At 49.2% G+C, this 25575-nt stretch carries 29 protein-coding genes; 13 read left to right on the plus strand and 16 right to left on the minus strand.

The features are described from left to right. Positions 1–187 precede the first annotated feature (187 nt). The 3 genes from HV314_RS09315 to HV314_RS09325 are packed head-to-tail and all read left to right on the plus strand — an operon-like array spanning position 188 to position 3106. Positions 188–1873: a sensor histidine kinase gene (locus HV314_RS09315; protein ID WP_016153691.1), complete on the plus strand. Its 1686-nt coding sequence runs from the start codon at positions 188–190 to the stop codon at positions 1871–1873. Next, complete coding sequence (gene btsR / locus HV314_RS09320) at positions 1870–2589, plus strand: two-component system response regulator BtsR (RefSeq protein WP_016153690.1); 720 nt, start codon at positions 1870–1872, stop codon at positions 2587–2589. Before HV314_RS09315 ends, btsR begins: the two co-directional genes overlap by 4 nt. A gap of 46 nt (positions 2590–2635) precedes the next feature. Then, positions 2636–3106: a DUF1456 family protein gene (locus HV314_RS09325; protein ID WP_016156965.1), complete on the plus strand. Its 471-nt coding sequence runs from the start codon at positions 2636–2638 to the stop codon at positions 3104–3106. Positions 3107–3148: 42 nt separating this feature from the next. Here HV314_RS09325 and HV314_RS09330 read toward each other — a convergent pair whose 3' ends face one another. Next, a complete protein-coding gene (locus HV314_RS09330; RefSeq protein WP_016156964.1) occupies positions 3149–3607 on the minus strand; it encodes a YehR family lipoprotein in 459 nt (152 codons plus the stop codon). Between the two features lie 210 nt (positions 3608–3817). Further along, on the minus strand, positions 3818–5851 hold the full coding sequence (gene metG / locus HV314_RS09335; protein ID WP_016156963.1) for a methionine--tRNA ligase: 2034 nt from the start codon (positions 5849–5851) through the stop codon (positions 3818–3820). Between the two features lie 164 nt (positions 5852–6015). Between metG and apbC the strand changes: the two genes are divergently transcribed. The 6 genes from apbC (at position 6016) to HV314_RS09365 (ending at position 12722) form a co-directional block, all read left to right on the plus strand. After that, entirely contained in the window at positions 6016–7125 is a 1110-nt protein-coding gene (apbC, locus tag HV314_RS09340) for an iron-sulfur cluster carrier protein ApbC (protein ID WP_016153686.1), read from the plus strand. A gap of 264 nt (positions 7126–7389) precedes the next feature. Then, positions 7390–7671 carry a DUF2574 family protein gene (locus HV314_RS09345; RefSeq protein WP_016153685.1) on the plus strand — a complete coding sequence of 94 codons (282 nt, stop codon included), beginning with the start codon at positions 7390–7392 and terminating at the stop codon, positions 7669–7671. A gap of 272 nt (positions 7672–7943) precedes the next feature. Next, entirely contained in the window at positions 7944–8483 is a 540-nt protein-coding gene (gene yehD / locus HV314_RS09350; RefSeq protein ID WP_016156961.1) for a fimbrial protein YehD, read from the plus strand. Positions 8484–8546: 63 nt separating this feature from the next. After that, complete coding sequence (locus tag HV314_RS09355) at positions 8547–9227, plus strand: fimbrial assembly chaperone (RefSeq protein WP_016156960.1); 681 nt, start codon at positions 8547–8549, stop codon at positions 9225–9227. 13 nt (positions 9228–9240) lie between these two features. Next, positions 9241–11727, plus strand: a complete 2487-nt coding sequence (locus tag HV314_RS09360; protein ID WP_181547895.1) for a fimbrial biogenesis outer membrane usher protein — start codon at positions 9241–9243, stop codon at positions 11725–11727. Positions 11728–11738: 11 nt separating this feature from the next. Further along, the gene (locus tag HV314_RS09365; RefSeq protein WP_181547896.1) at positions 11739–12722 is read left to right on the plus strand and encodes a fimbrial protein; all 984 of its coding nucleotides are present in this window, start codon (positions 11739–11741) and stop codon (positions 12720–12722) included. 53 nt (positions 12723–12775) lie between these two features. On the opposite strand, the gene HV314_RS09370 is transcribed toward HV314_RS09365, so the two are convergent. Continuing rightward, positions 12776–13108: an RcnB family protein gene (locus HV314_RS09370; RefSeq protein ID WP_019077205.1), complete on the minus strand. Its 333-nt coding sequence runs from the start codon at positions 13106–13108 to the stop codon at positions 12776–12778. 547 nt (positions 13109–13655) lie between these two features. Here HV314_RS09370 and HV314_RS09375 point away from each other — a divergent pair. The 4 genes from HV314_RS09375 to HV314_RS09385 are packed head-to-tail and all read left to right on the plus strand — an operon-like array spanning position 13656 to position 16319. Further along, the gene (locus HV314_RS09375) at positions 13656–14633 is read left to right on the plus strand and encodes a hypothetical protein (protein ID WP_326928843.1); all 978 of its coding nucleotides are present in this window, start codon (positions 13656–13658) and stop codon (positions 14631–14633) included. Positions 14634–14678: 45 nt separating this feature from the next. Further along, positions 14679–15659, plus strand: coding sequence for an IS5-like element ISKpn26 family transposase (locus HV314_RS09380; RefSeq protein ID WP_000019441.1), 981 nt, complete (start codon positions 14679–14681; stop codon positions 15657–15659). Next, a complete protein-coding gene (locus HV314_RS27335) occupies positions 15641–15823 on the plus strand; it encodes a hypothetical protein (RefSeq protein ID WP_326928844.1) in 183 nt (60 codons plus the stop codon). The genes HV314_RS09380 and HV314_RS27335 overlap by 19 nt, the downstream gene beginning before the upstream one ends. Further along, on the plus strand, positions 15759–16319 hold the full coding sequence (locus HV314_RS09385) for a YecA/YgfB family protein (protein WP_326928852.1): 561 nt from the start codon (positions 15759–15761) through the stop codon (positions 16317–16319). The genes HV314_RS27335 and HV314_RS09385 overlap by 65 nt, the downstream gene beginning before the upstream one ends. Before the next feature lie 272 nt (positions 16320–16591). Here the strand turns inward: HV314_RS09385 and HV314_RS09390 are convergent, their stop codons facing one another. The 13 genes from HV314_RS09390 to HV314_RS09445 form a co-directional block, all read right to left on the minus strand. Then, complete coding sequence (locus HV314_RS09390; RefSeq protein WP_181547897.1) at positions 16592–17818, minus strand: hypothetical protein; 1227 nt, start codon at positions 17816–17818, stop codon at positions 16592–16594. 318 nt (positions 17819–18136) lie between these two features. After that, positions 18137–18325: a hypothetical protein gene (locus tag HV314_RS09395; RefSeq protein ID WP_104446716.1), complete on the minus strand. Its 189-nt coding sequence runs from the start codon at positions 18323–18325 to the stop codon at positions 18137–18139. Next, positions 18322–19032: a phage baseplate protein gene (locus tag HV314_RS09400; RefSeq protein WP_094762017.1), complete on the minus strand. Its 711-nt coding sequence runs from the start codon at positions 19030–19032 to the stop codon at positions 18322–18324. Before HV314_RS09400 ends, HV314_RS09395 begins: the two co-directional genes overlap by 4 nt. A gap of 38 nt (positions 19033–19070) precedes the next feature. After that, positions 19071–19205 (minus strand): hypothetical protein, encoded by a 135-nt coding sequence (locus tag HV314_RS27340; protein WP_254922078.1) that lies wholly within the window; start codon positions 19203–19205, stop codon positions 19071–19073. Positions 19206–19229: 24 nt separating this feature from the next. After that, entirely contained in the window at positions 19230–19499 is a 270-nt protein-coding gene (locus tag HV314_RS09405; RefSeq protein ID WP_141195438.1) for a hypothetical protein, read from the minus strand. Next, a complete protein-coding gene (locus HV314_RS09410; protein ID WP_094762019.1) occupies positions 19474–19668 on the minus strand; it encodes a hypothetical protein in 195 nt (64 codons plus the stop codon). Before HV314_RS09410 ends, HV314_RS09405 begins: the two co-directional genes overlap by 26 nt. Beyond that, the gene (locus HV314_RS09415; protein WP_128361329.1) at positions 19668–20000 is read right to left on the minus strand and encodes a hypothetical protein; all 333 of its coding nucleotides are present in this window, start codon (positions 19998–20000) and stop codon (positions 19668–19670) included. Before HV314_RS09415 ends, HV314_RS09410 begins: the two co-directional genes overlap by 1 nt. A 158-nt stretch (positions 20001–20158) precedes the next feature. Next, positions 20159–20743 (minus strand): hypothetical protein, encoded by a 585-nt coding sequence (locus tag HV314_RS09420; RefSeq protein WP_181547898.1) that lies wholly within the window; start codon positions 20741–20743, stop codon positions 20159–20161. Beyond that, positions 20740–21090, minus strand: a complete 351-nt coding sequence (locus HV314_RS09425) for a hypothetical protein (protein WP_181547899.1) — start codon at positions 21088–21090, stop codon at positions 20740–20742. Before HV314_RS09425 ends, HV314_RS09420 begins: the two co-directional genes overlap by 4 nt. After that, positions 21087–21554 carry a DUF5681 domain-containing protein gene (locus HV314_RS09430; RefSeq protein ID WP_181547900.1) on the minus strand — a complete coding sequence of 156 codons (468 nt, stop codon included), beginning with the start codon at positions 21552–21554 and terminating at the stop codon, positions 21087–21089. The genes HV314_RS09425 and HV314_RS09430 overlap by 4 nt, the downstream gene beginning before the upstream one ends. A 575-nt stretch (positions 21555–22129) precedes the next feature. Continuing rightward, on the minus strand, positions 22130–23887 hold the full coding sequence (locus HV314_RS09435; protein ID WP_153752654.1) for an AAA family ATPase: 1758 nt from the start codon (positions 23885–23887) through the stop codon (positions 22130–22132). Positions 23888–24023: 136 nt separating this feature from the next. Next, positions 24024–24230, minus strand: coding sequence for a helix-turn-helix transcriptional regulator (locus HV314_RS09440; RefSeq protein WP_176442220.1), 207 nt, complete (start codon positions 24228–24230; stop codon positions 24024–24026). Between the two features lie 89 nt (positions 24231–24319). Then, a complete protein-coding gene (locus HV314_RS09445; RefSeq protein WP_181547901.1) occupies positions 24320–25558 on the minus strand; it encodes a tyrosine-type recombinase/integrase in 1239 nt (412 codons plus the stop codon). Between the last annotated feature and the right edge of the window lie 17 nt (positions 25559–25575).

Below are 25575 nucleotides of genomic sequence, written 5' to 3' on the forward strand. Positions count from 1 at the left end.
TTAGACGCTCTTTTGCGAACTAGGTAGTTTTGTCTGTTTTTTGATCAACAAATGGGTGAATTTGTAGTCATGCTCGCGCTTTCGAGTGATCGTTCTCACAAATTCCTTTTTTTTTGCAACACTTCAAAGAAAGTTACGCGCAGCCCATGTATGTTACGCGCTTTTAAGTGATGTGTGGTTGGCAGGTATGTACGAGTTTAATCTGGTGTTGCTGCTGCTTCAGCAGATGTGTGTGTTTCTCGTTATCGCGTGGCTCATGAGCAAAACGCGTTTGTTTATCCCGCTGATGCAGGTCACGATCCGGCTCCCGCACAAGCTGCTTTGCTACGTTACCTTTTCCATTTTCTGCATTTTGGGCACCTATTTCGGGCTGCACATTGATGATTCTATTGCTAATACCCGTGCTATCGGCGCGGTGATGGGCGGGCTGCTTGGCGGCCCGGTGGTCGGCGGTTTGGTCGGTCTAACCGGTGGCTTACATCGTTATTCAATGGGCGGAATGACGGCGCTCAGTTGCATGATTTCGACCATTGTGGAAGGTTTGCTCGGCGGGCTGGTGCACAGCGTGCTCACCCGTCGTGGCCGTACCGATAAAGTCTTTAGCCCACTGACCGCGGGTGCCATTACTTTTGTCGCCGAACTGGTGCAGATGCTGATCATCTTGTTAATCGCCCGGCCGTTTGACGATGCGTTTCGGCTGGTCAGTAATATCGCCGCGCCGATGATGGTGACGAATACCGTGGGTGCAGCCTTATTTATGCGTATTTTGCTCGATAAACGGGCGATGTTTGAAAAATATACCTCTGCTTTTTCCGCCACTGCGCTCAAAGTTGCCGCCTCAACGGAGGGTATTTTGCGCCAGGGGTTTAACGAGGTTAACAGCATGAAGGTCGCTCAGGTGCTGTATGAAGAGCTGGATATCGGTGCTGTGGCAATTACCGACCGCGAGAAGCTGCTGGCATTTACCGGCATTGGTGACGATCACCATCTACCCGGAAAACCTATTTCGTCGTCGTACACCCAACGGGCGATAGAAACCGGAGAGGTGGTGTATGCCGATGGGAATGAAGTCCCTTACCGCTGCTCTTTGCACCCGCAATGCAAATTAGGCTCGACGCTGGTGATCCCTTTGCGGGGGGAAAACCAGCGGGTGATGGGGACCATCAAACTGTATGAAGCCAAAAACCGCCTCTTTAGCTCGATCAACCGCACGCTGGGGGAAGGGATCGCCCAGTTGCTTTCGGCGCAGATTCTGGCCGGGCAGTATGAGCGGCAAAAAGCGATGCTCACGCAGTCGGAAATCAAACTCCTGCATGCACAGGTGAACCCCCATTTTTTGTTTAATGCGCTCAACACCATCAAAGCCGTGATCCGACGCGATAGCGAGCAGGCCAGCCAACTGGTGCAGTACCTGTCGACGTTCTTTCGCAAAAACTTAAAACGTCCGTCGGAGATTGTGACGCTGGCTGATGAAATTGAGCACGTTAATGCCTATCTGCAAATTGAAAAGGCGCGATTTCAGTCGCGCCTGCAGGTGACTTTGACGGTGCCAGATGCGCTTTCGTATCAGCAATTACCTGCCTTTACCCTACAACCGATTGTGGAGAATGCCATTAAGCACGGTACCTCTCAGCTACTGGATACCGGCGAAGTGTCGATTACGGCCCGCCGCGAAGGGCAGTATCTGATGCTGGATATTGAAGATAACGCCGGGTTGTATCAGCCAACGTCTGAGGCCAGCGGATTGGGTATGAATCTGGTTGATAAACGACTGCGCGAGCGGTTTGGCGACGATTTTGGCATCAGCGTAGCGTGTGAACCTGACCGCTTTACCCGAATCACTTTACGACTTCCTCTGGAGGAACTGGCATGATCAAAGTGCTGATTGTCGATGACGAACCGTTAGCGCGGGAGAATCTGCGGATCCTGTTGCAGGCGCAAAGCGACATCGAGATCGTCGGCGAATGTTCGAATGCGGTGGAAGCCATCGGCGCGGTACATAAACTGCGTCCGGATGTCCTGTTCCTTGATATTCAGATGCCGCGTATCAGCGGTCTGGAAATGGTTGGCATGCTTGATCCTGAGCATCGTCCGTATATTGTTTTCCTTACTGCGTTTGATGAATATGCGGTGAAAGCTTTTGAAGAACACGCGTTTGATTATCTTCTCAAACCGATTGAAGAGGCGCGACTGGAAAAAACGCTGAGCCGTTTACGTCAGGAGCGCACGAAGCAGGATGTATCGCTACTGCCGGAGAATCAGCAGGCGCTGAAGTTTATTCCGTGCAGCGGCCACAGCCGAATCTATCTGCTGCAAATGGATGACGTGGCGTTTATCAGCAGCCGCATGAGCGGCGTGTATGTGACCAGCAGCGATGGTAAAGAAGGTTTCACCGAACTGACGCTCAGAACGCTGGAAAGCCGTACTCCTTTGCTGCGCTGTCATCGGCAATATCTGGTGAATATGGCGCAATTGCGGGAGATCCGTCTGGAAGAAAACGGTCAGGCCGAACTGATTTTACGCAACGGGCTGACAGTTCCGGTAAGTCGCCGTTATCTTAAAAGTCTAAAAGAGGCGATTGGACTGTAAAACTGATACACTGCGCGCCATTGCATCACCGACAGTTGAAGGCTCTATGCTAAGTAACGATATTCTTCGTAGCCTGCGCTACACCCTGAAAGCGAACAATAACGACATGGTGCGTATTCTTGCGCTTGCTGACATGGAATCCACCTCCGCAGGTTTTGATACCTGGATGACAAAAGAAGATGAAGCCGGGTTTATTCGTTGCCCGGATATCATTCTCTCCGGATTTTTAAACGGTCTGATTTATCATCTGCGTGGTAAAGACGAGTCTGCGCCGGAACTGGCGCTTGAGCGTCGTGTTAACAACAATACGGTGCTGAAAAAGCTGCGTATCGCCTTTTCGCTGAAAACCGATGATATTCTGGCCATTATGACCGAGCAGAAGTTTCGTGTGTCGATGCCGGAAATTACCGCCATGATGCGCGCGCCGGATCATAAGAACTATCGCGAATGCGGCGATCAGTTTCTGCGTTATTTCCTGCGGGGTTTGACGTCGCGAGTGCACAAAACGAAAGCGTAAAACGACGCTGGCGACCGCGATGAATTTCGGGTCGCCAGGATGTTATTTCACTTCTTTAAAACCCGCCGATTCCATTACCGTTTGCATTTGCTTCATGCTGATATTTTTATCGGCTTTCTCAGAAAGCTTCATCCCGGAAATTGCCTGCAACGCTTTTATATCGACTTTTTCCATATCGATAGTGACATTTTCCTGCGCGTAGGTATCTGTATAGGTGAGCTTTTCTTCTACGCCTGCAATATTTTGATATTTGGCGCTTAACGCATCGAATACTTTTGCGGCTTCCTCTTTATTGCTGGCGCCGACAGACGCATAGCTGATTTTACTTTCGGAGCTTTGTTTCAGAACTTTGTCCCCTTTATAGGTGTAAGAGACGGTGATATCCGAACCGTTAAGATTGGCATTGAATGTTTTCGTCTCTTCTTTATCACCACAACCCGCCAGGGAAAAAACCACAACCGATGCCACGGCGAGAGAAACTAATTTTTGTAACGCTGTCATGGAAACTCCATTTTATGAATATCGAAAGCTAAATAATAATTCTAATGAATATTAAGGGGCCGGGCGGCCTTAATAGCAGAGCAGTATAGAATAAATCTAATAGCGATGGCTAAGCAGTCCGAAAATGGAGTGGGGGAGTGTGTTTAAGATTAAAGGTAAATCTCTCAGCAAAAAAAAAGCGCTGCAGTTGCAGCGCTCGAGATGTCTGATTTATTTCACCTGTTGGCCAGGTTTTGCGCCTTCGTCCGGGCTTAACAGGAAGATATCTTTCCCGCCAGGACCTGCCGCCATGACCATCCCTTCAGAAATGCCGAAGCGCATCTTACGAGGTGCCAGGTTAGCAACCATAATTGTCTGACGTCCAACCAGGGTCTGCGGATCCGGATAGGCAGAACGAATACCAGAGAAGACGTTACGCTTCTCGCCACCGAGATCCAGCGTCAGACGCAGCAGTTTGTCAGAACCTTCCACAAACTCGGCGTTTTCAATCAATGCCACGCGCAGGTCAACTTTGGCGAAATCGTCAAAGGTAATGGTTTCCTGAATCGGGTCATCCGCCAGCGGGCCGGTTACCGGTGCGGCAGCGGCCTTCACTTCTTCTTTCGACGCTTCCACCAGCGCTTCAACTTGTTTCATGTCGATGCGATTGTAGAGCGCCTTAAAGGTGTTGACCTTGTGACCGAGCAGCGGTTGCTTAATGGCATCCCAGCTCAGCTCGCTGTTCAGGAAAGCTTCTACACGTTCAGCAAGCGTTGGCAGAACCGGTTTCAGGTAAGTCATCAGGACGCGGAACAGGTTGATACCCATGGAGCAGATCGCCTGCAGGTCGGCATCGCGGCCTTCCTGTTTAGCAACGACCCACGGAGCCTGTTCGTCAACGTAGCGGTTTGCCACATCGGCCAGCGCCATGATTTCACGGATAGCTTTACCAAATTCACGGCTTTCCCATGCTTCGCCAATCACCGCAGCAGCGTCAGTGAAGGTTTTATACAACGCCGGGTCGGCCAGTTCAGCCGCCAGTACGCCGTCAAAACGCTTGCTGATAAAGCCTGCGTTACGTGATGCCAGGTTGACTACTTTGTTGACGATATCGGCGTTTACACGCTGGACAAAGTCTTCCAGGTTCAGGTCGATGTCATCAATGCGTGAAGAAAGCTTCGCCGTGTAGTAGTAGCGCAGGCTGTCGGCGTCAAAGTGCTTCAGCCAGGTGCTGGCCTTAATGAAGGTACCGCGAGATTTGGACATCTTCGCACCGTTTACCGTCACATAACCGTGTACAAACAGGTTGGTCGGCTTGCGGAAGTTGCTGCCTTCCAGCATTGCCGGCCAGAACAGGCTATGGAAGTAGACGATGTCTTTACCGATGAAGTGATACAACTCAGCGTCGGAATCTTTCTTCCAATACTCATCAAAACTGGTCGTGTCGCCGCGCTTATCGCACAGGTTTTTGAACGAACCCATATAGCCAATTGGTGCATCAAGCCAGACATAGAAGTACTTGCCTGGCGCATCCGGGATTTCAAAACCGAAGTATGGGGCATCGCGGGAAATATCCCACTGCTGCAGGCCGGATTCGAACCATTCCTGCATTTTGTTGGCGACCTGCTCCTGCAACGCGCCGCTGCGTGTCCAGGCCTGCAGCATCTCGCTGAATGACGGCAGGTCAAAGAAGAAGTGTTCGGAGTCGCGCATTACCGGCGTCGCGCCAGAAACGACGGATTTCGGCTCGATAAGTTCGGTCGGGCTGTAGGTTGCGCCGCAGACTTCACAGTTATCGCCATACTGATCCGGAGATTTACATTTCGGGCAGGTGCCTTTAACGAAACGGTCCGGCAGGAACATGCCTTTTTCCGGATCGTAAAGCTGGGAGATAGTACGGTTCTTAATAAAACCGTTCTCCTTCAGGCGCGTATAAATCAGCTCAGACAGCTCACGGTTCTCTTCGCTGTGCGTAGAGTGGTAGTTGTCATAGCTGATGTCAAAACCCGCAAAATCAGTCTGATGCTCCTGACTCATTTCACCGATCATCTGCTCTGGCGTGATCCCAAGCTGCTGTGCTTTCAGCATGATTGGCGTACCGTGTGCGTCGTCCGCGCAGATGAAGTTAACCTGGTGGCCGCGCATTCGCTGGTAACGGACCCAGACATCAGCCTGGATGTGCTCCAGCATATGGCCGAGGTGGATAGAGCCGTTGGCGTACGGCAGCGCGCACGTTACCAGAATTTTCTTCGCGACTTGAGTCATAGTGGGCAATTACTTCTTTTGTAGTGAAAAGGGCTTTGATAGTACCAAAATGGTAATTACTGCGCCAAGCGATAAGGGCATTTATCCGTAAATGAATAATTGTTGCGGTTGGAGTAAACTACCTGGTGACTATTGTATTTTCAGAACAACAAAAAGGAGTCGGGATGAACGCACAATCCCAGGCCAAATCACCAGAGACCCTGCGCGCGATGGTTGCCGGGACGCTGGCGAATTTTCAGCATTCAACCCTGAAGCATAATCTGACGACGCTTAAAGCGTTGCATCACGTCGCCTGGATGGATGACACGTTGCACGTTGAGCTGGTCATGCCGTTTGTCTGGCAGAGCGCGTTTGAGGACTTAAAAGAGCAATGTAGCGCCGATCTATTGCGTATTACTGGTGCGAAAGCGATCGACTGGAAACTGTCGCATAACATTGCGACGCTGAAACGCGTGAAAAACCAGCCGGGCATTAATGGTGTAAAAAACATCATAGCCGTCAGTTCGGGTAAAGGTGGCGTGGGTAAATCCTCTACTGCCGTGAACCTGGCGCTGGCGCTGGCTGCGGAAGGGGCGAAGGTAGGGATACTGGACGCCGATATTTATGGCCCGTCAATCCCGACGATGCTCGGTGCGGAAAACCAGCGTCCAACCTCTCCAGACGGTACCCATATGGCGCCGATCATGTCTCACGGCCTGGCGACAAACTCTATTGGTTATCTGGTTACTGACGATAATGCGATGGTGTGGCGTGGCCCGATGGCCAGCAAAGCCCTGCTGCAGATGCTGCAAGAAACCTTATGGCCGGATCTTGATTACCTGGTACTGGATATGCCGCCGGGTACGGGTGATATCCAGTTGACGCTGGCGCAAAACATTCCGGTCACGGGTGCTGTTGTGGTGACCACTCCGCAGGACATCGCGCTGATCGATGCGAAAAAAGGCATCGTGATGTTCGAAAAAGTCGAAGTGCCAGTGCTGGGTATTGTTGAGAATATGAGTATGCATATTTGCAGCAACTGCGGTCATCACGAGCCAATCTTCGGCACCGGTGGCGCGCAGAAACTGGCTGAGCAGTATCACACCCAACTGCTGGGACAGATGCCGCTGCATATTTCTCTGCGTGAAGACCTGGATCGTGGTACGCCGACGGTCATCAGCCGTCCTGACAGCGAATTTACCGCCATTTACCGCGACCTGGCAGGACGTGTCGCTGCCCAGCTCTACTGGCAAGGGGAAGTGATCCCGGGTGAAATTGCCTTCCGCGCGGTGTAATTAATAGCGTTAAAAATATTCACCACATCAATAATGAATTGATGCGGTGAATATATTGGATGAAAAATCTCACTCAATTATTTATCTGGACTGTATAATTCATGTCTTTTTCTGAATAAACACCCTCAATGCATCATTTAAATTGATCAAATTGGTCGAATTAATCTACAATCTCAATTAGTCTTAGCGAGGCAGTTAATCCATAATCTACTGGAAAGACGGCTTGTGTGCTGTTTCCCAACCGATACAGGAATAATGAACGTAATGAAAAAAAATTTATTCTTGGGAGTTATTACTTTGGCTTATGGAATGAGCGCTTCTGCTTTCGCCACAGATACTGCCACCCTGAATATCAATGGTCGGGTAACTGAACCCACCTGTAGCGCTGATGTTGTAAATAACGAAGTGCAGCAACGCTGTGGCAATGCTATTTCCTTTTCAAACGTCAGAGCGGGTGTTTCCAATCCAACAAAAGGTGCGGTAACTGAAATTGTTACTATCACCGGTGACGCTACACGACAAATTGTGATGACGCGTTACGATTAAAAGTCTTTTATCAGCCATGTATTATTATTGTGAATGATATGTGGCTGCTCATTTCTCTGAAGAATTTCATTCCGACAGTTAATCTCGTAAATTTATTAATTTAAAAGAATAAAAAAATCGACTGATTTGTTTCTATTATATTGCTCTTTGCAATTTGTTTTAAATCAACAAAACAACGCGTTTACATTGCGGTAACGTTTCTGGTGTGCGAATTTAATTTCACAGGTTAAGTCCTCTTAACCAATAGAAGTTAATTTATTAAGGAATATACGATGAAACGTTCAATTATTTCCGCTGCTGTTCTGTCCGCTGTAGTTATGAGCGCTGGGGCTTTTGCTGCTGATTCTGATCAGGGTGAACTGATTATTACTGGTAAAGTAGTAGGGACCACCTGTAAATTTACAGGGGATACCACTGCGACCATTGGTATGAACCAAATTGGTGCTGACAGATTAAATGCCTTAAGTGCTGGTGGTGTTTATGAAGGATACTCAAATAAAACCACCGTGCCATTGACGGTTGAATGTACAGGAAGTAAAGCACCAAAAATTACTTTCTCCAGTTCTCAATTTGACAGCAATAATAAATATATTACACGAAATACCGCAGCAAATAATGGTGCTGGCTTCACCGTTTACTATGGTGATGATTTTACTAAACAGGTTAACCCCGATACAGGTATTGAGTTAACTAAAACTGCGGACAATAAATATACTCTGAACTTTAGCGCACGCTACGCGAAAATTGGTTCTGCCGATGTCTCCGCTGGTGATGTGGCCTCTTCGCTGACGATGACTGTTGTTACTGATTAAGATGACTATCCTGTTTGTCGGCGGCTCCGGCCGCCGATTATTTCCGCAGTAAGGATAATTATAATGAAAAAAATACTCGTGTTTTTACTGGCCGGTACAGTAATGCCTGCGTGGGGCGGCATATACATTTACGGCACCCGTGTCATTTATCCGGCACAGAAAAAAGAAATTACCGTGCAATTAATGAATGAAGGCAGTCGCAGCTCGCTGGTTCAATCCTGGATAGATGACGGAGATACCAGTCTGCCACCCGAAAAAATCCACGTGCCATTTGTAATGAGCCCTCCGGTGGCAAAGGTCAGCGGAGGCTCTGGTCAACAACTGAAAATTAAGCAATTGGCAAATACGCTACCGGAAGATCGTGAAAGTCTTTTTTTCCTGAATGTGTTAGATATTCCTCCTAATTCTGCGGAATCAGAAGGCAAGAACATGATTAAATTTGCTATGCAGAATCGCATCAAATTTATATATCGCCCGCAGGGTATCGCCGGTGTAGATGAAAAAAGCTTTTCTCGCTTAAGCGTCAGAGATATCAGCGGTGGCATTAATATCAAAAATAATTCTGCTAACTGGATTACTATTCCTGAACTAGTGGGTAATTCAAAAATAAACAGCGAGACAGTGTTACTTGCTCCGTGGTCAGATAAAAAGGTCGTCACCACTGCTGTCGTTAATCATTACAAGGTTACTCTTATTGATGATCACGGAAACTACTTAAGTGAAAAAATAAAAACGGAAAGATAGTCAAGGATTGATTATGTCAAAGATAAATTCTATTACACTGTCAATCCTGTCGGTGTTGGCTGCTTCATCCGCATGGGCTGAAGAAGACACGTTTGATACCCACTTTATGATCGGTGGTTTGAATGGTGAGAAAATCTCTCGCTATCAAATTGATGGCGATAAGCCAATGCCCGGTATATATGAAATGGATGTTTATCTTAATAATAAGTGGCGTGGTCGGTACGATATTGATATTAAAGACGATCCCGAACTGACATGTCTGTCCTGGGCACAATTGCAGCAAATTGGTATTCGCACCGGGAACATTAAAACGGATAAACAAGAAGGCTGCGTGCCGCTGCGTGCAGCAGTGCAGGGCGGCAGTGTTAGTTATGACATTGGGGAGTTTATTCTAAATTTAAGCGTGCCTCAGGCGTATGTGATTGAATATGAACCAGGATATATGCCGCCTGAAACCTGGGATCGTGGGGTAAACGCTTTTTATACCTCTTATTACGCCAGCCAGTATTACAGTAATTATAAACACGGTGGTGATGATAAAAGCTGCTATGTGAACCTGAATAGCGGGTTGAACCTGCTGGGGTGGCAGTTGCATTCAAGTGACAACTATACGAAAGGTAACGAGGGCAACGGCAAATGGAAGAGCAACACGTTATATGTGGAACGTGGTGTGCCGTCGATTCTTGGTACATTGCGCGCTGGTGACATGTATACCGGGGCAGATATTTTTGATGCCGTACGTTTTCGTGGTGTGCGTATCTGGCGCGATATGCAAATGTTACCAAACTCAAAACAGAATTTTACCCCTGTAGTTCGTGGGATTGCCCAGAGCAACGCCCTGGTAACCATCGAACAAAATGGTTTTGTTATTTACCAGAAAGAAGTACCACCAGGCCCATTTGCTATTGATGATCTACAACTCGCTGGCGGCGGTTCAGATTTAGATGTCAGTGTGAAAGAGGCTAACGGTACGATATCTCATTATCTGGTGCCTTTTTCATCTGTGCCAAATATGCTGCAGTCGGGCGTATCGGAATATGATTTCGCTGCAGGGCGTAGCCATATTGAAGGGGCTGGCAATCAGTATGATTTCCTGCAAGGGAGTTATCAGTATGGTCTGAACAATCTGCTAACGGTCTATGGCGGTACAATGCTGTCGCAAAACTATTCTTCATTTGTGCTTGGGACTGGCTGGAATACCCCCATTGGCGCAGTATCGGTAGACGCCACGCGATCGCATAGCGAGCAGGATAATGGTGATGTTTTTGATGGTCAGAGCTATCAGGTTGCATGGAACAAATATGTCACGCAGACCGGTACGCAGTTTGCACTGGCAGCTTATCGTTACTCCTCGCGGGATTATCGTACCTTTAATGACTACGTGTGGGCGAATAATAAAAATAACTATAATCGCGATAAAAACGATGTTTATGACATTGCGGACTACTATCAAAACGACTTTGGCCGCAAGAACAGTTTTTCACTGAATATAAATCAAGCGTTACCCGAAAACTGGGGATCCCTGGCGGTCAGTGGCCTGTGGCGCGACTATTGGCAACGCAGTGGAAACGGCAAAGATTATCAACTTAGCTACTCTAACGCTTGGCAGCGAGTTAGCTATACCGTTGCCGTGAGTCAAACGTACGATGAGGATAACCACGAGGATAAGCGTTTTAACCTGTATATCTCCATCCCGTTCTCGTGGGGGGACGGTATTTCCACTCCTCGACGCGATCTGTTCGTCTCTAATTCCACGACGTTTGATAATGACGGCTTTCAGTCGAATAACACCAGCTTAAGCGGGGTGACGGGTCATCGCGATCAATTCAGCTATGGTGCCAACCTCAGTCAGCAACGACAGGGGAATGAGACAACGGCGGGCGTTAGCATGGTCTGGCGCGCGCCAGTGGCGACTGTAGGCAGTAGTTACAGCCAATCGAAAAAGTATCAACAGGCCAGCGGCAATATTCAGGGGGGGATCGTGGTGTGGTCTGAGGGCGTGGCTCTGACTCCCCGGCTTTCAGATACATTCGCCATTGTTAAAGCGCCTGGGTTACAGGGTGCGGCTGTGCAAGGGCATCGTTACCTAACGACCAACAGTAAAGGTTACGCGGTTTACGACAGTCTGACGCCGTACCGTGAAAATATGCTGATGCTGGATCTTTCCGACACTAATAGCGATGTGGCATTACTGGGCAATCGAAAAGGTACAGTACCCTATCGCGGTGCGGTCGTGATGACGGAGTTTGAAACCGATCGGCGCAAACCCTGGTACTTCCTGGCCGAGCGTCCGGACGGCTCTCCGTTATCTTTCGGTTATGAAGTGGAAGATGATATCGGTAATAATGTAGGCCTGGTAGGGCAGGGTAGTCGGTTATTTATTCGCACCAACGACATTCCCGCGTCGGTACGTGTTGCAGTTAATAAACAGCAGGGACAGTTCTGTACAATTACCTTCGATAGGGTGATTGATGAGAATAAAGTCTATATTTGCCGATAAGGATGCAAGATATGAAAGGATACGTATTTTTGATATTTTTGCTGCTGTCATCCTTTGGTGCTGATGCCGGGTGTACATTTCAGACAAAAAATGGCGGATTAACGACAATTAATCTGGATATGACATCTGGAACAGCAACAAATCAAATTAATCTCAGTTCCAGTGGCAACATAGTGTGTACAGCTAACAGTGATAGCTTATATTATACAACACCGCTCAAGGATTACATTGTTGCAATTCAGGGGAGCAGCGGCAAGAAGGTTTTAATTAATATCAATCTGACCAGCAATGATTTTCCAGTAAGTATTGGTAAGAAAACGGTTAGTGCCGGCGAAGTACTGGATACCAAAAGTTTCACCATCTCAGCAAGATATGTAAATTCAGGGACTATTAAGCAGACAGTATCCGGTGATGCGTTTAGTCTGAGCGACCCGGCAGTAAGTATTACCTCTGATAATTCTTGTACTTCAAACTGGCTAGCTTATCTTTATTGCTGGGTTACCGGACGTTTATCGAGTAATTCAGCTTTTACACAGAATTTAAGCTTTACAGTAACGCATCAACCCACTATGTGTCAGTTTTCATTACCCCGATACGAAATTAAAATGCCAGATACCACATTGAATGAGATGCTCACGGTTAATAATACCAAATCGGGTTCCACAAATCTGGTATTGAATTGCGAAAGTATATATAACGTTACTACCAATCCCGTCACTTTTAAAGTGGTGCGCGGTGACTGGGATGAAAGCGGGAAAATACTAAAAAACACGATAGCGAATGGCGCCAAAGGGGTGGGGTTCCAGATATATAATGGCACCGCGACTTCTCCCCTAAAACAGGGGGATAATCTGATGAACAGAATGACCAAACTGGAAGCAATCAGTAATCAGTACACTTTCCCTATCACTGCGAAATATGTTCGCGTGACAGGGGAATCATTACTGCCTGGGGAAGTACAAAGTAAAGTGATATTTGCAGTATCTTATGACTAATTGATTTGCGGGTATTTCACGTACTTTCTTGCTGAAAGTACGTGTTTTTTCTATTAACGATGATAAAAAATCTCGCCGTCGTAGGCTTTAATGATCTTACCGTCAGCATCGTTGATCAGCACGTACGCACCACCCATGTAGGTCCAGTGGGTACCGGCGGTAGGGGCTGGCAGGTTGCGTTGGTTCCATTGCTTAATCGCATATTCGTCAGTACGGTACAGCGGTGGGACCGTGTCACCAGGTTTAAAATGGGTAAAGTCGGCGATGAAACCGCTCAACTCATACTTATCAATTCCGGTGGGAGCAGCTGTTGCGGCCGGCGCGGCCCAGACGACGCTGCTTGCAAGCAGGAGTGCACCCAGCAACATTTTATTCTTCATACCCATCCTCTTTACCTGTTCGGGTCATCAACATCAGTCGTGTATCATTCCTGGCTTATAGGGCATCTGACAAGAACTTTTTTGTGATCACGCCAGTCATTTCGTAAAAAGTGTAAATGAATGTACAGAATAGCTGCAACCTTACCCCGTAATTTCGTGGAGGGCCATGGTGCTGCGCTAATTTACATCATCAAGCGTAGGCAGTATTCTGTTACCGAAACTTGTGTTTCAACGACTCGGGGTGCCCCATCGCTGATGGGCTGAGAAATACCCGTACCACCTGATCTGGGGGATGTCATAGCCAGTATTGGCGGCATCCTTCGTCCTAATGCACCCAAAAAAGCACCCATCTTTGATTACAACCGGTAAACGCACTTTTTTGCACCAGCTCATTGAAAAGTAGATTGGAAACGTTAGCCTATTGCAACAGATACAGTGATGAGAGCACGTCAGTATGATGAGCTTATAGCTAGAATCCTTTCAGGCTTCTAGGTGCTGTTCTTGAGGTTTTATTAGCGCGTTATCGTGTTGTATTTTTATACAAAGGTGCACAATGTTAAAGGTAATTAAGAAAGGGCAAGGAATTAATAAAACTGAAAAAAGATTAATTGAGCTAGCGAACAATGCTTTCATAGGTCTATGGTCTTACCCTAATGTTTATAGTGACGAAGGATATTCAAAAAATAAATCAGGGAAAGAAGTCTGTGATTTATTGGTGGTATTTGAAAATAATGTAATAATATTCTCTGATAAAGATATTAAGTTCCATGAAGGAATTGATGTTTCTGTCGCATGGAAGAGATGGTTCAAAAGATCTGTGACTGAATCCGCAACTCAATTATATGGTGCGGAAAAGTTTTTGAAAGAAACTAAAGGGCGTCTTTTTTTGGACAAGGAATGTAAACATCCTTTTCCGATAGAAATTGAAAAAAACATGCGTTTTTTTCTTGTTGCAGTAACAAGTAATAGTACAGCGCCAGCATCCAAATATTTTGGACGTATCGCCGAGGGAAGTTCAGGCACGTTTATGAACATTTTCCTTTCTGACGTGAAGGAAACTCTAGAGTTACCTTTCTCTGTGGGTGATATTAATCCAAATAAAACATTCGTTCATGTGCTAGACGAAGTATCCCTACAACTTTTACTTACCGAATTGGATACGATTTCTGACTTTGTTGCTTACTTAAAAGAGAAAGAACGTGTAGTTCGTTCTGGATATCTTGGATTAAGCCCTGGAGAGGATGATACTTTGGGGGCTTACTTGAGTGGGCATGGTGAAATTGTCGATGATAAAATAGTTCCAGATAATACATTTGTTCAAATTGCAGAACATGAATGGGAAGGGTTGAAGAAATCTTCTAAGTATAATTACTATAAGGCATTGAAAAAAGGCAGTGTTTTTTGGGATGAAACTATTCAGCGTTTTTCCGATTCAATTCTTAATGCTACTGTAGGTTTGGGAATGGAAAACGATTTTCTAAGCCATGAGGAAACAGTAAGACAACTAGGGAAGGTGCGAACAAGTTCCTGATATGAGATCATCATATTCATCCGGAGCGCATCCCAGAGGGACATCATGAGCCATCAACTCACCTTCGCCGATAGTGAATTCAGCACTAAGCGCCGTCAGACCCGAAAAGAGATTTTCCTCTCCCGCATGGAGCAGATTCTGCCATGGCAGAATATGACCGCTGTCATCGAGCCGTTTTATCCCAAGGCGGGCAATGGCCGACGGCCCTATCCGCTGGAGACCATGCTGCGTATTCACTGCATGCAGCATTGGTACAACCTGAGCGACGGTGCCATGGAAGATGCCCTGTACGAAATCGCCTCCATGCGCCTGTTTGCCCGATTATCCCTGGATAGCGCCCTGCCGGATCGCACCACCATCATGAATTTCCGCCACCTGCTCGAGCAGCATCAACTGGCCCGTCAATTGTTCAAGACCATCAATCGCTGGCTGGCCGAAGCAGGCGTCATGATGACCCAAGGCACTTTGGTGGATGCCACCATCATTGAGGCACCCAGCTCTACCAAGAACAAAGAGCAGCAACGCGATCCGGAGATGCATCAGACCAAGAAAGGCAATCAGTGGCACTTTGGCATGAAGGCCCACATTGGTGTCGATGCCAAGAGTGGCCTGACCCACAGCCTAGTCACCACCGCGGCCAACGAGCATGACCTCAATCAGCTGGGTAATCTGCTTCATGGAGAGGAGCAATTTGTCTCAGCCGATGCCGGCTACCAAGGAGCGCCACAGCGCGAGGAGCTGGCCGAGGTGGATGTGGACTGGCTGATCGCCGAGCGTCCCGGCAAGGTAAAAACCTTGAAGCAGCATCCGCGCAAGAACAAAACGGCCATCAACATCGAATACATGAAAGCCAGCATCCGTGCCAAGGTGGAGCACCCGTTTCGCATCATCAAGCGGCAGTTCGGCTTCGTGAAAGCCAGATACAAGGGGCTGCTGAAAAACGATAACCAACTGGCGATGTTATTCACCCTGGCCAACCTGTTTCGGGTGGACCAAATGATACGTCAGTGGGAGAGATCTCAGTAAAAACCGGAAATAACGCCAGAAATGGTGGAAAAAATAGCCTAAATAGGCTGATTCGATGTGTTTGCGGGAAAAAAATCGGCCCAGATCCGCGAAATTTTAATCAGCGAGTCAGCTTGGGAAGAAATGACCTGCTTATTCGCACCTTCCCTAGCATCAGAAAGTAGAAGATCGAGATACTATTTGTCCCATGCTTTTTTGGATAAGTTTAAACAAGTACCAACAAATAGAAGAAGTTCTAGAATTGTTCAGTCAATTGATGAGGAAGGGAAGTTTTATATATTTCTGTTCTTCCCGAAAGATGAGTTTTTGTCATATGAAAAATACAGAAAGGAGCGCTTTTCCTGTATTCAAATGTATGCATTGGCAGCAAAATATAAATATAATGAAATAAAAAAACTAATAATTATTGCAACAGAAAGTAAAGATTCTGATGGACGATCAGAAGATGTCGTCTATTGCAAGTTCGATAAGCCATTAACAAAAGAAGAGCGAGTGTTAGCTAAAATCGCTATGAAGGATTATAATGTGCTTACTGATTTCATTCCTAAGCCAATAGATTCTTTTCAGATATCACCTATAGTTAATAATGAGAAAAAAATAGGAAGAAATGATCCTTGCTATTGTGGGTCTGGTAAAAAATTTAAAAAATGTCATGGGTAGATGCAACCAATAATCTAATCAGATTTTTAGTAGGAAGCCCGCTTAAAGCGGGCTTTCGTCGTTAATGGTTTGCGAATGACTGTTCACGCCGTTAATACGTGGTGCATGTTTCCGCGCCGGTGCCGTCTGTGTGGCATCGCTTCGTGATCTTACCGTATTTGCCAGTGCATACCGTGTCGCCCGCCGAGTTAATCCGGCAACGTTCTGTTGTTTCGGCGAACGCGGATACCGTGAACACTGCCAGAACTACCGCTAAAAATAAACGTGCCATATTAAAAGCCCTCCGCTTTGCTTATTGCTTCACTACACCACGCATCCCAGCGTTGCCAACCGTCGACAACTGCGGCGCTCTGCATATCGATGCGTAACTTCTGGTACGTGGTCGATGTTGTATCGGCGTTCTGCGGCGTATGCGCCAGCATCAGATCGACAGTTTCACGGTCTAACTTACATTCAGTGCGCAGCAATTCAGCCCACGACCGGCGCAGGTCGTGCACGGTGCACGGTACGACTACCGGTTCGCCGTTCTCGTCTTCGTAACTGGCCATCACGTTCAGCCGGTTTAATACCAGGTTCGGTGTTGTCGCGCCGACTTCCCATAAGCGCCCGATCTCGTTGGTGGAACGCGCCAGCACCGCGCGCAGGTTACTAAGGATCGGCACTTCCTGCGGCTTGCCGTTCTTCGTGCGCTTGCCAGGGATGACCCAAATGTCGCCGCGCAGTTCCTGCCGTGCCATCTCCGTGGCTTCACGCTTACGCCGACCTGTCAGCATAATGACCCGCAGCGCGTTACCGGCATCGTTGTCGGGTAGCTGGTTGAACAGTTCGCGGAATTGTCCCGCCGTTAAGGTGGCCTGTCGTGGTTCCGTCTTCGGTGGTAATTGGTTCTTATCGATGCTGGCCTTCAGCGTTTGCGGTACGGCGATCGGCTCGTCTTGTTCGTTGGCTATACCGTGTTTGAAGCCGTAAGCGAACATGCGCGGGATAAAGCGCGCACCACGGCTTAAGGCGTTGGCCTGAACTTTGCCATCACGCTCAATCATACCGGCGCGCACGTTATTAACGATTTCCACAATGCGCCGGTAGTTCATTTCGACCGCTACCAGGTTGCCGCATACCGGCGACCAGTGCTTACGCCATAGGCGGGAAAGGTCGACCGCTGCGCCTGGCGTCCCTTCGGCGTCGATCCACTTGTTGAACAACGTGTCCATTGTCCACCGTGGGCGCTCGTCAGCCGGTTTTACTTCGTTGCGTAGCACTTGTGCCACTAGTTCGCCGTAAAGCTCGCAGGCGGTCGCATAGGCCGTTTTTGAGTTGCCTACGGTATGACGCTTGCCGCCGTGCCTGAAAAACCACGTTAGCACTTCGCTACCGGCTGGCGTGACGCGTTTAAGCAGGTATAGCCCGCCAGCGGGCGCGATGGTTTTCACTGGCTGCGTGACGGACTTTTTACCTTCAGAGATCCGCAGTCGTGCGACGTCGCGGTCGTTTTTAATCATGGCGCTGTACCCCGCAGAACGGTTGGCATACAGGGAAGGGTGTTTGCTTGTAATGGACGACATCCAGCGCAGGCGGTAAAGTATCGATCAGTTTCACAGATGCTTACCTCATTTGTGAGATTAGAAGACGCCGTTACTGTTGACGCAGTAGCGGCGTTTTTGCGTTTAAGTGGCAACCACTTAATAAACGTGTAATGAGTATATGATGCACATCGGCAAAGCATCAATGATGTAGATGCATTGAACAGTCATAATTAAACTGTAAGCACTAAAAAACCCGCTGATGCGGGCTGGATTACTGGCGGGACCGGTCGCGAATTATTGCGGGGCCGGCGTTCCATATCCGCCGATGATCATTGCGTCGCTATCCTCGTGGAATTGCAGCACCACGGCGACACCTGCGCGCACCATATCGGCGATCACGACAGCGCTTGCACCTGCCCGGACAAGCTCGCCGAGTGTGGCGGGACCAGTGTTAAGGCGTGCGGCGATTTGTTCGACGTTCATTTGTGATACCCCGTTTTTTCACCTGACATCGCGAGCAACGCCGACCGGTGACGCTGGATGGGCTTCGGTACGTTTGGATCGTCCGCTTTCATAACTTTGCCGGTGGATTTACCCGCGTCTACCTTCGAACCTGCGCGGGTCTTTGTGGCGTTGTCGCTTTGCGCACCTGGTTTACCGATGCCCTCTGGTACTGTTCCAGTTTGCGTCGAGACAATGTTGATTTGACGGAAGACCAGATCCACGACCAGCGCATCGCCGTTCTCCGCGCTGCGCACGATAGAAACGTCCGCAAGCCCCATGTTTTCGTAGACTTCGTAACGCGTCGTCACGGTTACAGGGATCTTAAGTTCCGACAGCGCCTTCAGTTGGTTGTATGCGTCCTGCGTGCGCTTGCGTCCGTTTAAAAAGCGGTCGGTAAAGTTGACCAGTTCGTCAACCAGGCCGCTGATGGGCGTGTTACTGATAAAGCCGGTTAACGTCAGTTCGCGCGGGTTCGGCTTAATGTTGTCGCTGATGTTGACGCTTTCTTCGACAGGAAATTCAGTAATAGTGTTCGACCAGTGATGCTGTTCGTTGTCCACACAGTCAAACGTCATGGAAGCAAGGTTCGTCCCATCGATACGGAACACGGTGTCGGACGTGTCGTTAAACAGGAAATTAACGGGCGACCACTTACGATCCCCCAGGTATTGCGTTAAGTCAGCCATAAGCGATTGTCACTTTATTGGTGAAAGAAAAAGCCGCCTTAATTGGCGGCTTCGTTGGTGTTTGTTGCAGCGGCTGCGGCGCGCTGCCGTTCTTCTCGCCGTTTCATTGCAAGGCGAATAGTGCGGGCGATCTCTGCGCGGCTGCGGCGGTAAATGTAGCGTCGTGCTGTCATGGTGGTTAGTCTCCGTGTGACTGTTTAAGCGCGGGTTAGGCGTTGCAATGCTTCGGCTAACATCATTTTTTCGACGCCGTCGACGTAGCTGTCTTCCTCTTCGTCGCTGGCGAAGTTACGGCATCCGACCTTCTCAATGAATAAATCATTCATGCGGTCGTCCAGCTTGTCGGCATCCATTGCCAGGGCTTCATGTACGCCGTTAGCCAGCAAAATGATCAGGTGGCGGCGGGCGCGTAGTTCGTTTTCGTTGACCATATTCAGCACCTTAAGCCAGTTTGTTTTTGTTGGCATACGCCGCGACCCATCCGTCTACTTCGTCGGTGCGCACTTCGGGATGGTGCTGCGCCATATAGCCAGCGAAGGCCATCTCGACGTGCGTGACACTTGCGCCGGTGTATTTATGCGGCTGGCCTGCGCTGTTCAGGATGTGGCGTTTCACTTCTACGCTGTTCTTTTGCATCAGTTTGATTCCTTCTGTTTCAGTTCAATGTGACTCAGGCCGATCAGTTCGCCATATTCATTACGCGGCATACCGGCGCTTACTTTGATGCCTCGCCGTTCTGAAGCGCGGCGAAACTCTTTAATCAGGGCATCGGGTGCGTTGCAAAGGCGGAATTTTTGACCCTCTGCGACTTTATCCGCGAACCAGCGCGCCAGTTGTGCGCAGGCTGGCGAACGTCCAGGAGGCGGCAAGACGGAACAGTCAACGATGCTGCGGATCTCGATCTCCGTTTCGTTGCTGCTGCCTGCGTCCAGTGTTACGACAGTTACGGTTTTTTTGGGTGTAATCATTGGTTGGATTCCGGCGGATTGAGCGACCCTACTCACGCATCGGGGTGCGCTTTCGGGTCAAGGGTGTTTCATGATCAACGTTGACGAGAATCAACAAGGGACAAGTTACGGACAATTCAGGGACAAGTAAAGACAAAAAATCGATGCAAAACAATAACTTAATGTCCCGTAACAACTAACTGACTACCGGTAGTGGCTATGTAGTAGGCGGCGGCGTTGACTTCTCCCGCCGTGACTTTGCGTTTTAGTTCTGTCGAAATAATTTCAACCAGGAAGGGGCGCGCCTGGGCTAATGTTTCGCTCTCACCGTCGTGATAAAACACCGTCAGGCGGTCGCCCTTATTTTTAATCGCCGCAATCGTGCGCAGGACGCCAGCCACGCTGCGATCGTCTATTGTGGTGTGTGGTAGGTCGGGTAAATCCTTTTGCTCTTTCTGGGGTCCGTACGTGTGCTTATTTCCACCGCGCCCCGATAATATGCGCCCTTTGACTATCTTCCTGTTTCCAGTTGGTGCGCGGCGTTCGACGTCCTCCCACGTTGCATCGGCCTGTACGCCCGCCTGACGGTACGCGGCAGGATCCGCCGGTGTTTCATCCATGTCAGCCATTGAAGTCCGTACGCGGGCGCGCAGGGTGTCTAATTGCCGATGACGCGCCGCAGCCGCTGCGCGTTCTTCGCGTTCCTGCCTGGTTAGTCCGTTGTGCGTTTTGGTTGGGTGCGGTTGGTTGGTGTTAATGATCATGCGCCGGTGTCCTCCTTGTGCTGGCGGACGACCATTTCGCCGAATGACCAGGATGGCGCGTCGAACTCTTCCGCGTCAGCTTTCTGGTGCTGCATAAATTCACGCTTCAGGTCGTGATCTGCATATCCGGCGATCATGACTTCCCACGGCAGGAAGAACGCTTCCCAATCGCGGCCTAACACGTCGACCGGATCGCCGATATAGATTTTAAATTCGCGCAACGCTTCGACGAACTGCGGATGCGTGTTCCATGTTGGCTTACCGCTGGCAAGATCCCGCTCCGCGTTCGCCGCTGCCAGGCGTTGACGGACTTTCTTAAGGCGTGCTGCCGTCGTTCCTGTTCTCATTTGCTTAACGCCTCCAGCGCGCGTCGTTCCGCTTCAGCGGCGCGAATATCGGAAAGGCGCTGCACGCAATCAAGCGCGAATTTAATGCTGTCCGGGTTAGCGCCGGTGAATAACTGCTCGACAAGGCGTTCCGTCAGACCGTCCAGATCGCTTAAGTCGACCGCGTCCATGTTGATTGGGTCGATCGACGGCTTCGGCATATGCGACAACAATGCTTTAAACACGGTTTCCGCCTTCGCGCTGGATGCCCGCTTGCCGATATCTTTAAGCAGGCCGGAAGCGTCCAGCGGCGAATCGGGGTGTTCTGCGTTGTGGTCGGCGACCCATAGCCGGATCATGCGGTCGAAGTTCATGCGACCCGCCGGTCTGCCCGCCGGATTACCCGACTGGCCTTTCTGGAATTGAGTTTTAGCCCGACCTTTAGCGGTTGACTGTTTAACAGGTTGTTTCGGCGCGCGTGGCATCGTTGTGAGTCCTTTTTTGCAGTGGTTTACGCCGTCAAGCGTACGATGGCCATCGCGGATGCCTGAAATTTGTATTTGACCTGTTAATGACCTGTTCGACCTGTTCGAAAAAGCGGAACAGGTGATTCCGGTTTTTACGGTACCGAAGTGATGTATAGGGGAAAGTGGTTGTCACTATTTGTGGTTGTCGCTTATGTTTAAAACTACTGAATTAAATCACAGTGGTTTAGCGGTTCATACCATCTGAACCGCAAACACTAACGCGCTACGCTTGTTCAACCCTTCAGACGAGTAATAACGAGTTTTACACGTCCTCAGTGTTTTTGTGGTTCACTTTGTGATTCACACGTTTTATAGGTATGAGTCACAAAGTTACGAAGCCAGTAATAGCGCGGCTCGTAACGGTTCACACCGTATGGGTCGCAAACGTGCTTACAACGTCGATCGACATCCCAATCACCAACTAATAAAACCACCCCTTAGGGTGGTTTTATTAGTTGGTGTACTGCTTGTTGTGTTTGTAGCGGTTCAGACGTGTTTTACTATACGTGTGAACCGCAAAATGGGTCGCAAAACTACAATGGCCCGTATCTGTTAGGTTTTCGGCCTTCCGCTTTCTCAACGCACGCTATCGAACCGTCTTTTAGCAAGGTTTCAATATAGCGTTGTGCTGAACTTTTAGAGATCCCGAATGCCTCGCGAACATCAGCAACGCAGACCGGCGACGGCGCATTTAAAACAAACTCTTTCGCGGCTGCTATGTCGTCGCGTCTCTGTTCCTGCTTTACGGCGTTTGCGGACAATGCGCCCTGTTTCACCTCGAATGCTTCGAACAATCCAGGAAAGAATGTTCTGGCGTGCGTACGCGGACCAGTCGCGAACGTGGCGCGCTTCTGATCGTTGATAGCGGTGTTTTTTGCTCCTGACGGTATCGAGTCGGCAAACCATTTTTCATGACGTCTGACAGCTTCGTCGGCATCATCGTCGTCCATGATTTTTACTTCGACCATCTGAATGCCGTAGGGTGTACCCTTCGGCATACCATTTCCGCGTCGTTTTGTGGCGATCAGATTCAACTGATCAGGTTTCGACTTGTCCGGAACGGTCAGACAGAAAGCGGACGTGATCCCGGCTTCCAGTGCACCGCCGCCTGCCATTGCTTCGCCGTTGGCTTTCGTCGTGTGATGCAGGCTGAACGCCGCACCGTTCATGCGGTGTGCGATACGCTGAAGGGCGTTAGCGATAACGGTCATATTGTCGTTGTCGTTCTCTTTCAGCGGCTGACCCGCACGGGTGGATAGCTGCGCCGCTTTACGCTGCGTGTCGATGACAATGAAACACGGCTCGCCGTTGGTTATTTTCAACATTGCGTTGCACCAGGTGTCGATTTCGGCGTCGTTGCCCAGGTCGGGCAAAACGTTTGTCTGGTGGATCATCTGATACCAGCCTGGACGCGACGTGTGGTATCTTGCGGACGCCGTAAGCATGTCGTCGATGCTGTTGAACTCAAGGTCGGCGTAAATTACGTGACTGCGCAACGTGCGCATATGCCCGAACAGGCTCATGCCGTTAGCCACACAGAAAGCCATGTGTACAGCTAACGTGGTTTTCCCGACGTTCGGCGCTGCGTAAATGGTGCCGTAGTCGCCGATGTCGACCATCCCTTCAATCAACGGCTGGCCCTGATGACGTGCTGCTTTGATAAAACGCGGGTCGGCTTGCTCCGTTGAACAGTCTTTTTTGGACTGTATAACTTTAAAGCCCCATCGATCTGCGGTGGCTTCTACGTCGATCACGTCTTCGCCGAAAAAGTCGACGATGAAGTCTTCCGGAACAACGAAGGGTTGTAGATTACCGTTGTCATCTCCGCCGCTGTTAACTAAACGGATGTCTACCCCCGGCGTTTCCAGGCGCTTTAAAATCTCTTTCCAGATCTTCCAGGCGTCGAAATCGTTCGTTTTTGTGTGCGGGATAGCGATAAGTGCGCGATCCTCACCTTCTAACCACGCAGCCGACGCTCCCAGCGCGTCCACTCGCGATTTTAACGCTTCCACCGTATCGGGGCGGCCTGTCGCAGTGAAAACCTCGTAAAGAGCGATTGAGGGTGTAGCAGGCGTGGGTAAAAGTTCGTCACCTGCCTGGATAAACTCAGCCACGTACGCCAGCCCGTCGACGCATTGTTCGCTGACGTCGCACGCTCCACGTTTACGCCATAGCCCGAACGTGAACCGGTCGGCGCTGCGTGTGCGGGGTTTTTCGGCGATTTCTGCCGCCGACGTACGGCCTTTACGGGATTCTGTATTCGTAGTAGTCTTATCAATAGCGGTTGTCATTTATTGACCCTCCGCCGACAGGTTATAACTTGTTCTGCAATATGACCGGTCATATAATTAATCTCGTTGATCGCGTGATTGATACCAATTAAAAAAGCTCGTCTGGCAGGACGGGCTTTTTTATTTCCCTTGTGATTCATGCTGCACGGCCTCTTTCCTGTTTTTGGTTCGCCATCTCACTGCGCGCCAGCGCCCAGGCATCGATCGCGACATCCAGCCAATGCGGGCGTGATGGGGTGAGTTGAACAGGTTTAGGGAATGTCGGATCAGTCTTGATAATGTAATCGACGTTGGTTCTACCTACCCCGATACGATGTGCGACTTCAGTTTTATTTAAAAACACGTTAGTTACCTCTATGAGCATATTTACGTGTTTTTAGTATGGGCATCGCATTTCACTAAGGCAATGACTTTTTCATTTAAATCAATATGTTACGGGATGTCTATTATCTCTTTTTCTAGCCAATTCTGGTACTTAGCGATCGCATCAGTAACCATTTTTTGTAGTGTTTCAGGTTGATATGTGGTCGCGATAGCGCTCGCTTGGCTCTTTGCACCTTTGACGTGGTTTAAAATTAGATCCGCCTCAATAAACGTTAACCCGCTCCCTGGTTCGTTCAGTTCATCGCTAGCCGACAATTGCGAAGCAGTGCGACGCAAATCATGTACCGTCATTTCGGCGTTACCGCAGGCCGCGCGCATTTCCGGCAAGCGGTGATTAATCGCCGACGAACTGATTCCGAAAATAAAACCACCGTCAACGCATCTGCGTGCCGCTTCGAATATCTCTTCCATTGCTGGACTGATCGGCACGTTGAGCGGAAAACCTGTTTTAGTACGTGAACCAGGGATCCGCCATAAGCCCGCATCCTCGTCGACTTCCTCCCATCGCCCGCCGACGACTTCACCTTTACGCAATGGTGCACAGATAAGCATACGTGCAGCCAGATGTGCAGGCCTGGTTTCGTCTTCGCACAAATACCGCCATAATGCGCGAAGCTGGTCTTTTTCCAGGTAGTTCGTGCGCGGCTGTCGCGACCGTTCAAGCTCGGTGTTATTTTTGCCTAACAGTTTTTGCAGCGTCATAAGCGTTTCAAACGCTTCTATATCGAACTGGCTTTCCAGGTAGTGGCGCAGTGCTAACAGAATGTCGCGCAGTTTTTTAGCGCTGTTTACGCTGTGCTTTTCGGCGACGGTACGGATCAGACTGTGAGCACTGGCGCGCGTGAAGTTTTCGATCGTGGTTTCGCCGTAAGCCGACAAGCGGTTACAATACTTTTGCCAGGTACAAACGTATGTTTTAACCGTTGAATCAGCAGGCGCAAAAGCAGGATTATTAATATAAGCGCGGAATAGGGCGTTAAGATCGTGCGGAACGGTGATCGCTTCTGTCCTTGCGTCAATACCGCGCGTCATGTTGGTCATGATTTCCCGATGGCGCTCCTGTGCAGCCGCAAGCGTCCAGGACGTGCGCGGGCCAATTGATATGTCCTTACCATCTCGGCGGGTGATATAGCTGCCAGTGACGCCGCCGGAAGAAGTACGACGTAAAACCAGCGAAAGACCCGTCAACGCGCCGTTTAGTACAGAGATCCGCATTACATTTTTATCGGCGGGTAGTGTTAGTGCGTCAACCTGGGATTGTTTAGTGATTTTCTTTGGTGCTTTCATTTCAATTACCCAATTTT

The organism is Citrobacter sp. RHBSTW-00887, assembly GCF_013728095.1.
Taxonomy (GTDB): Bacteria; Pseudomonadota; Gammaproteobacteria; order Enterobacterales; family Enterobacteriaceae; genus Citrobacter; species Citrobacter braakii.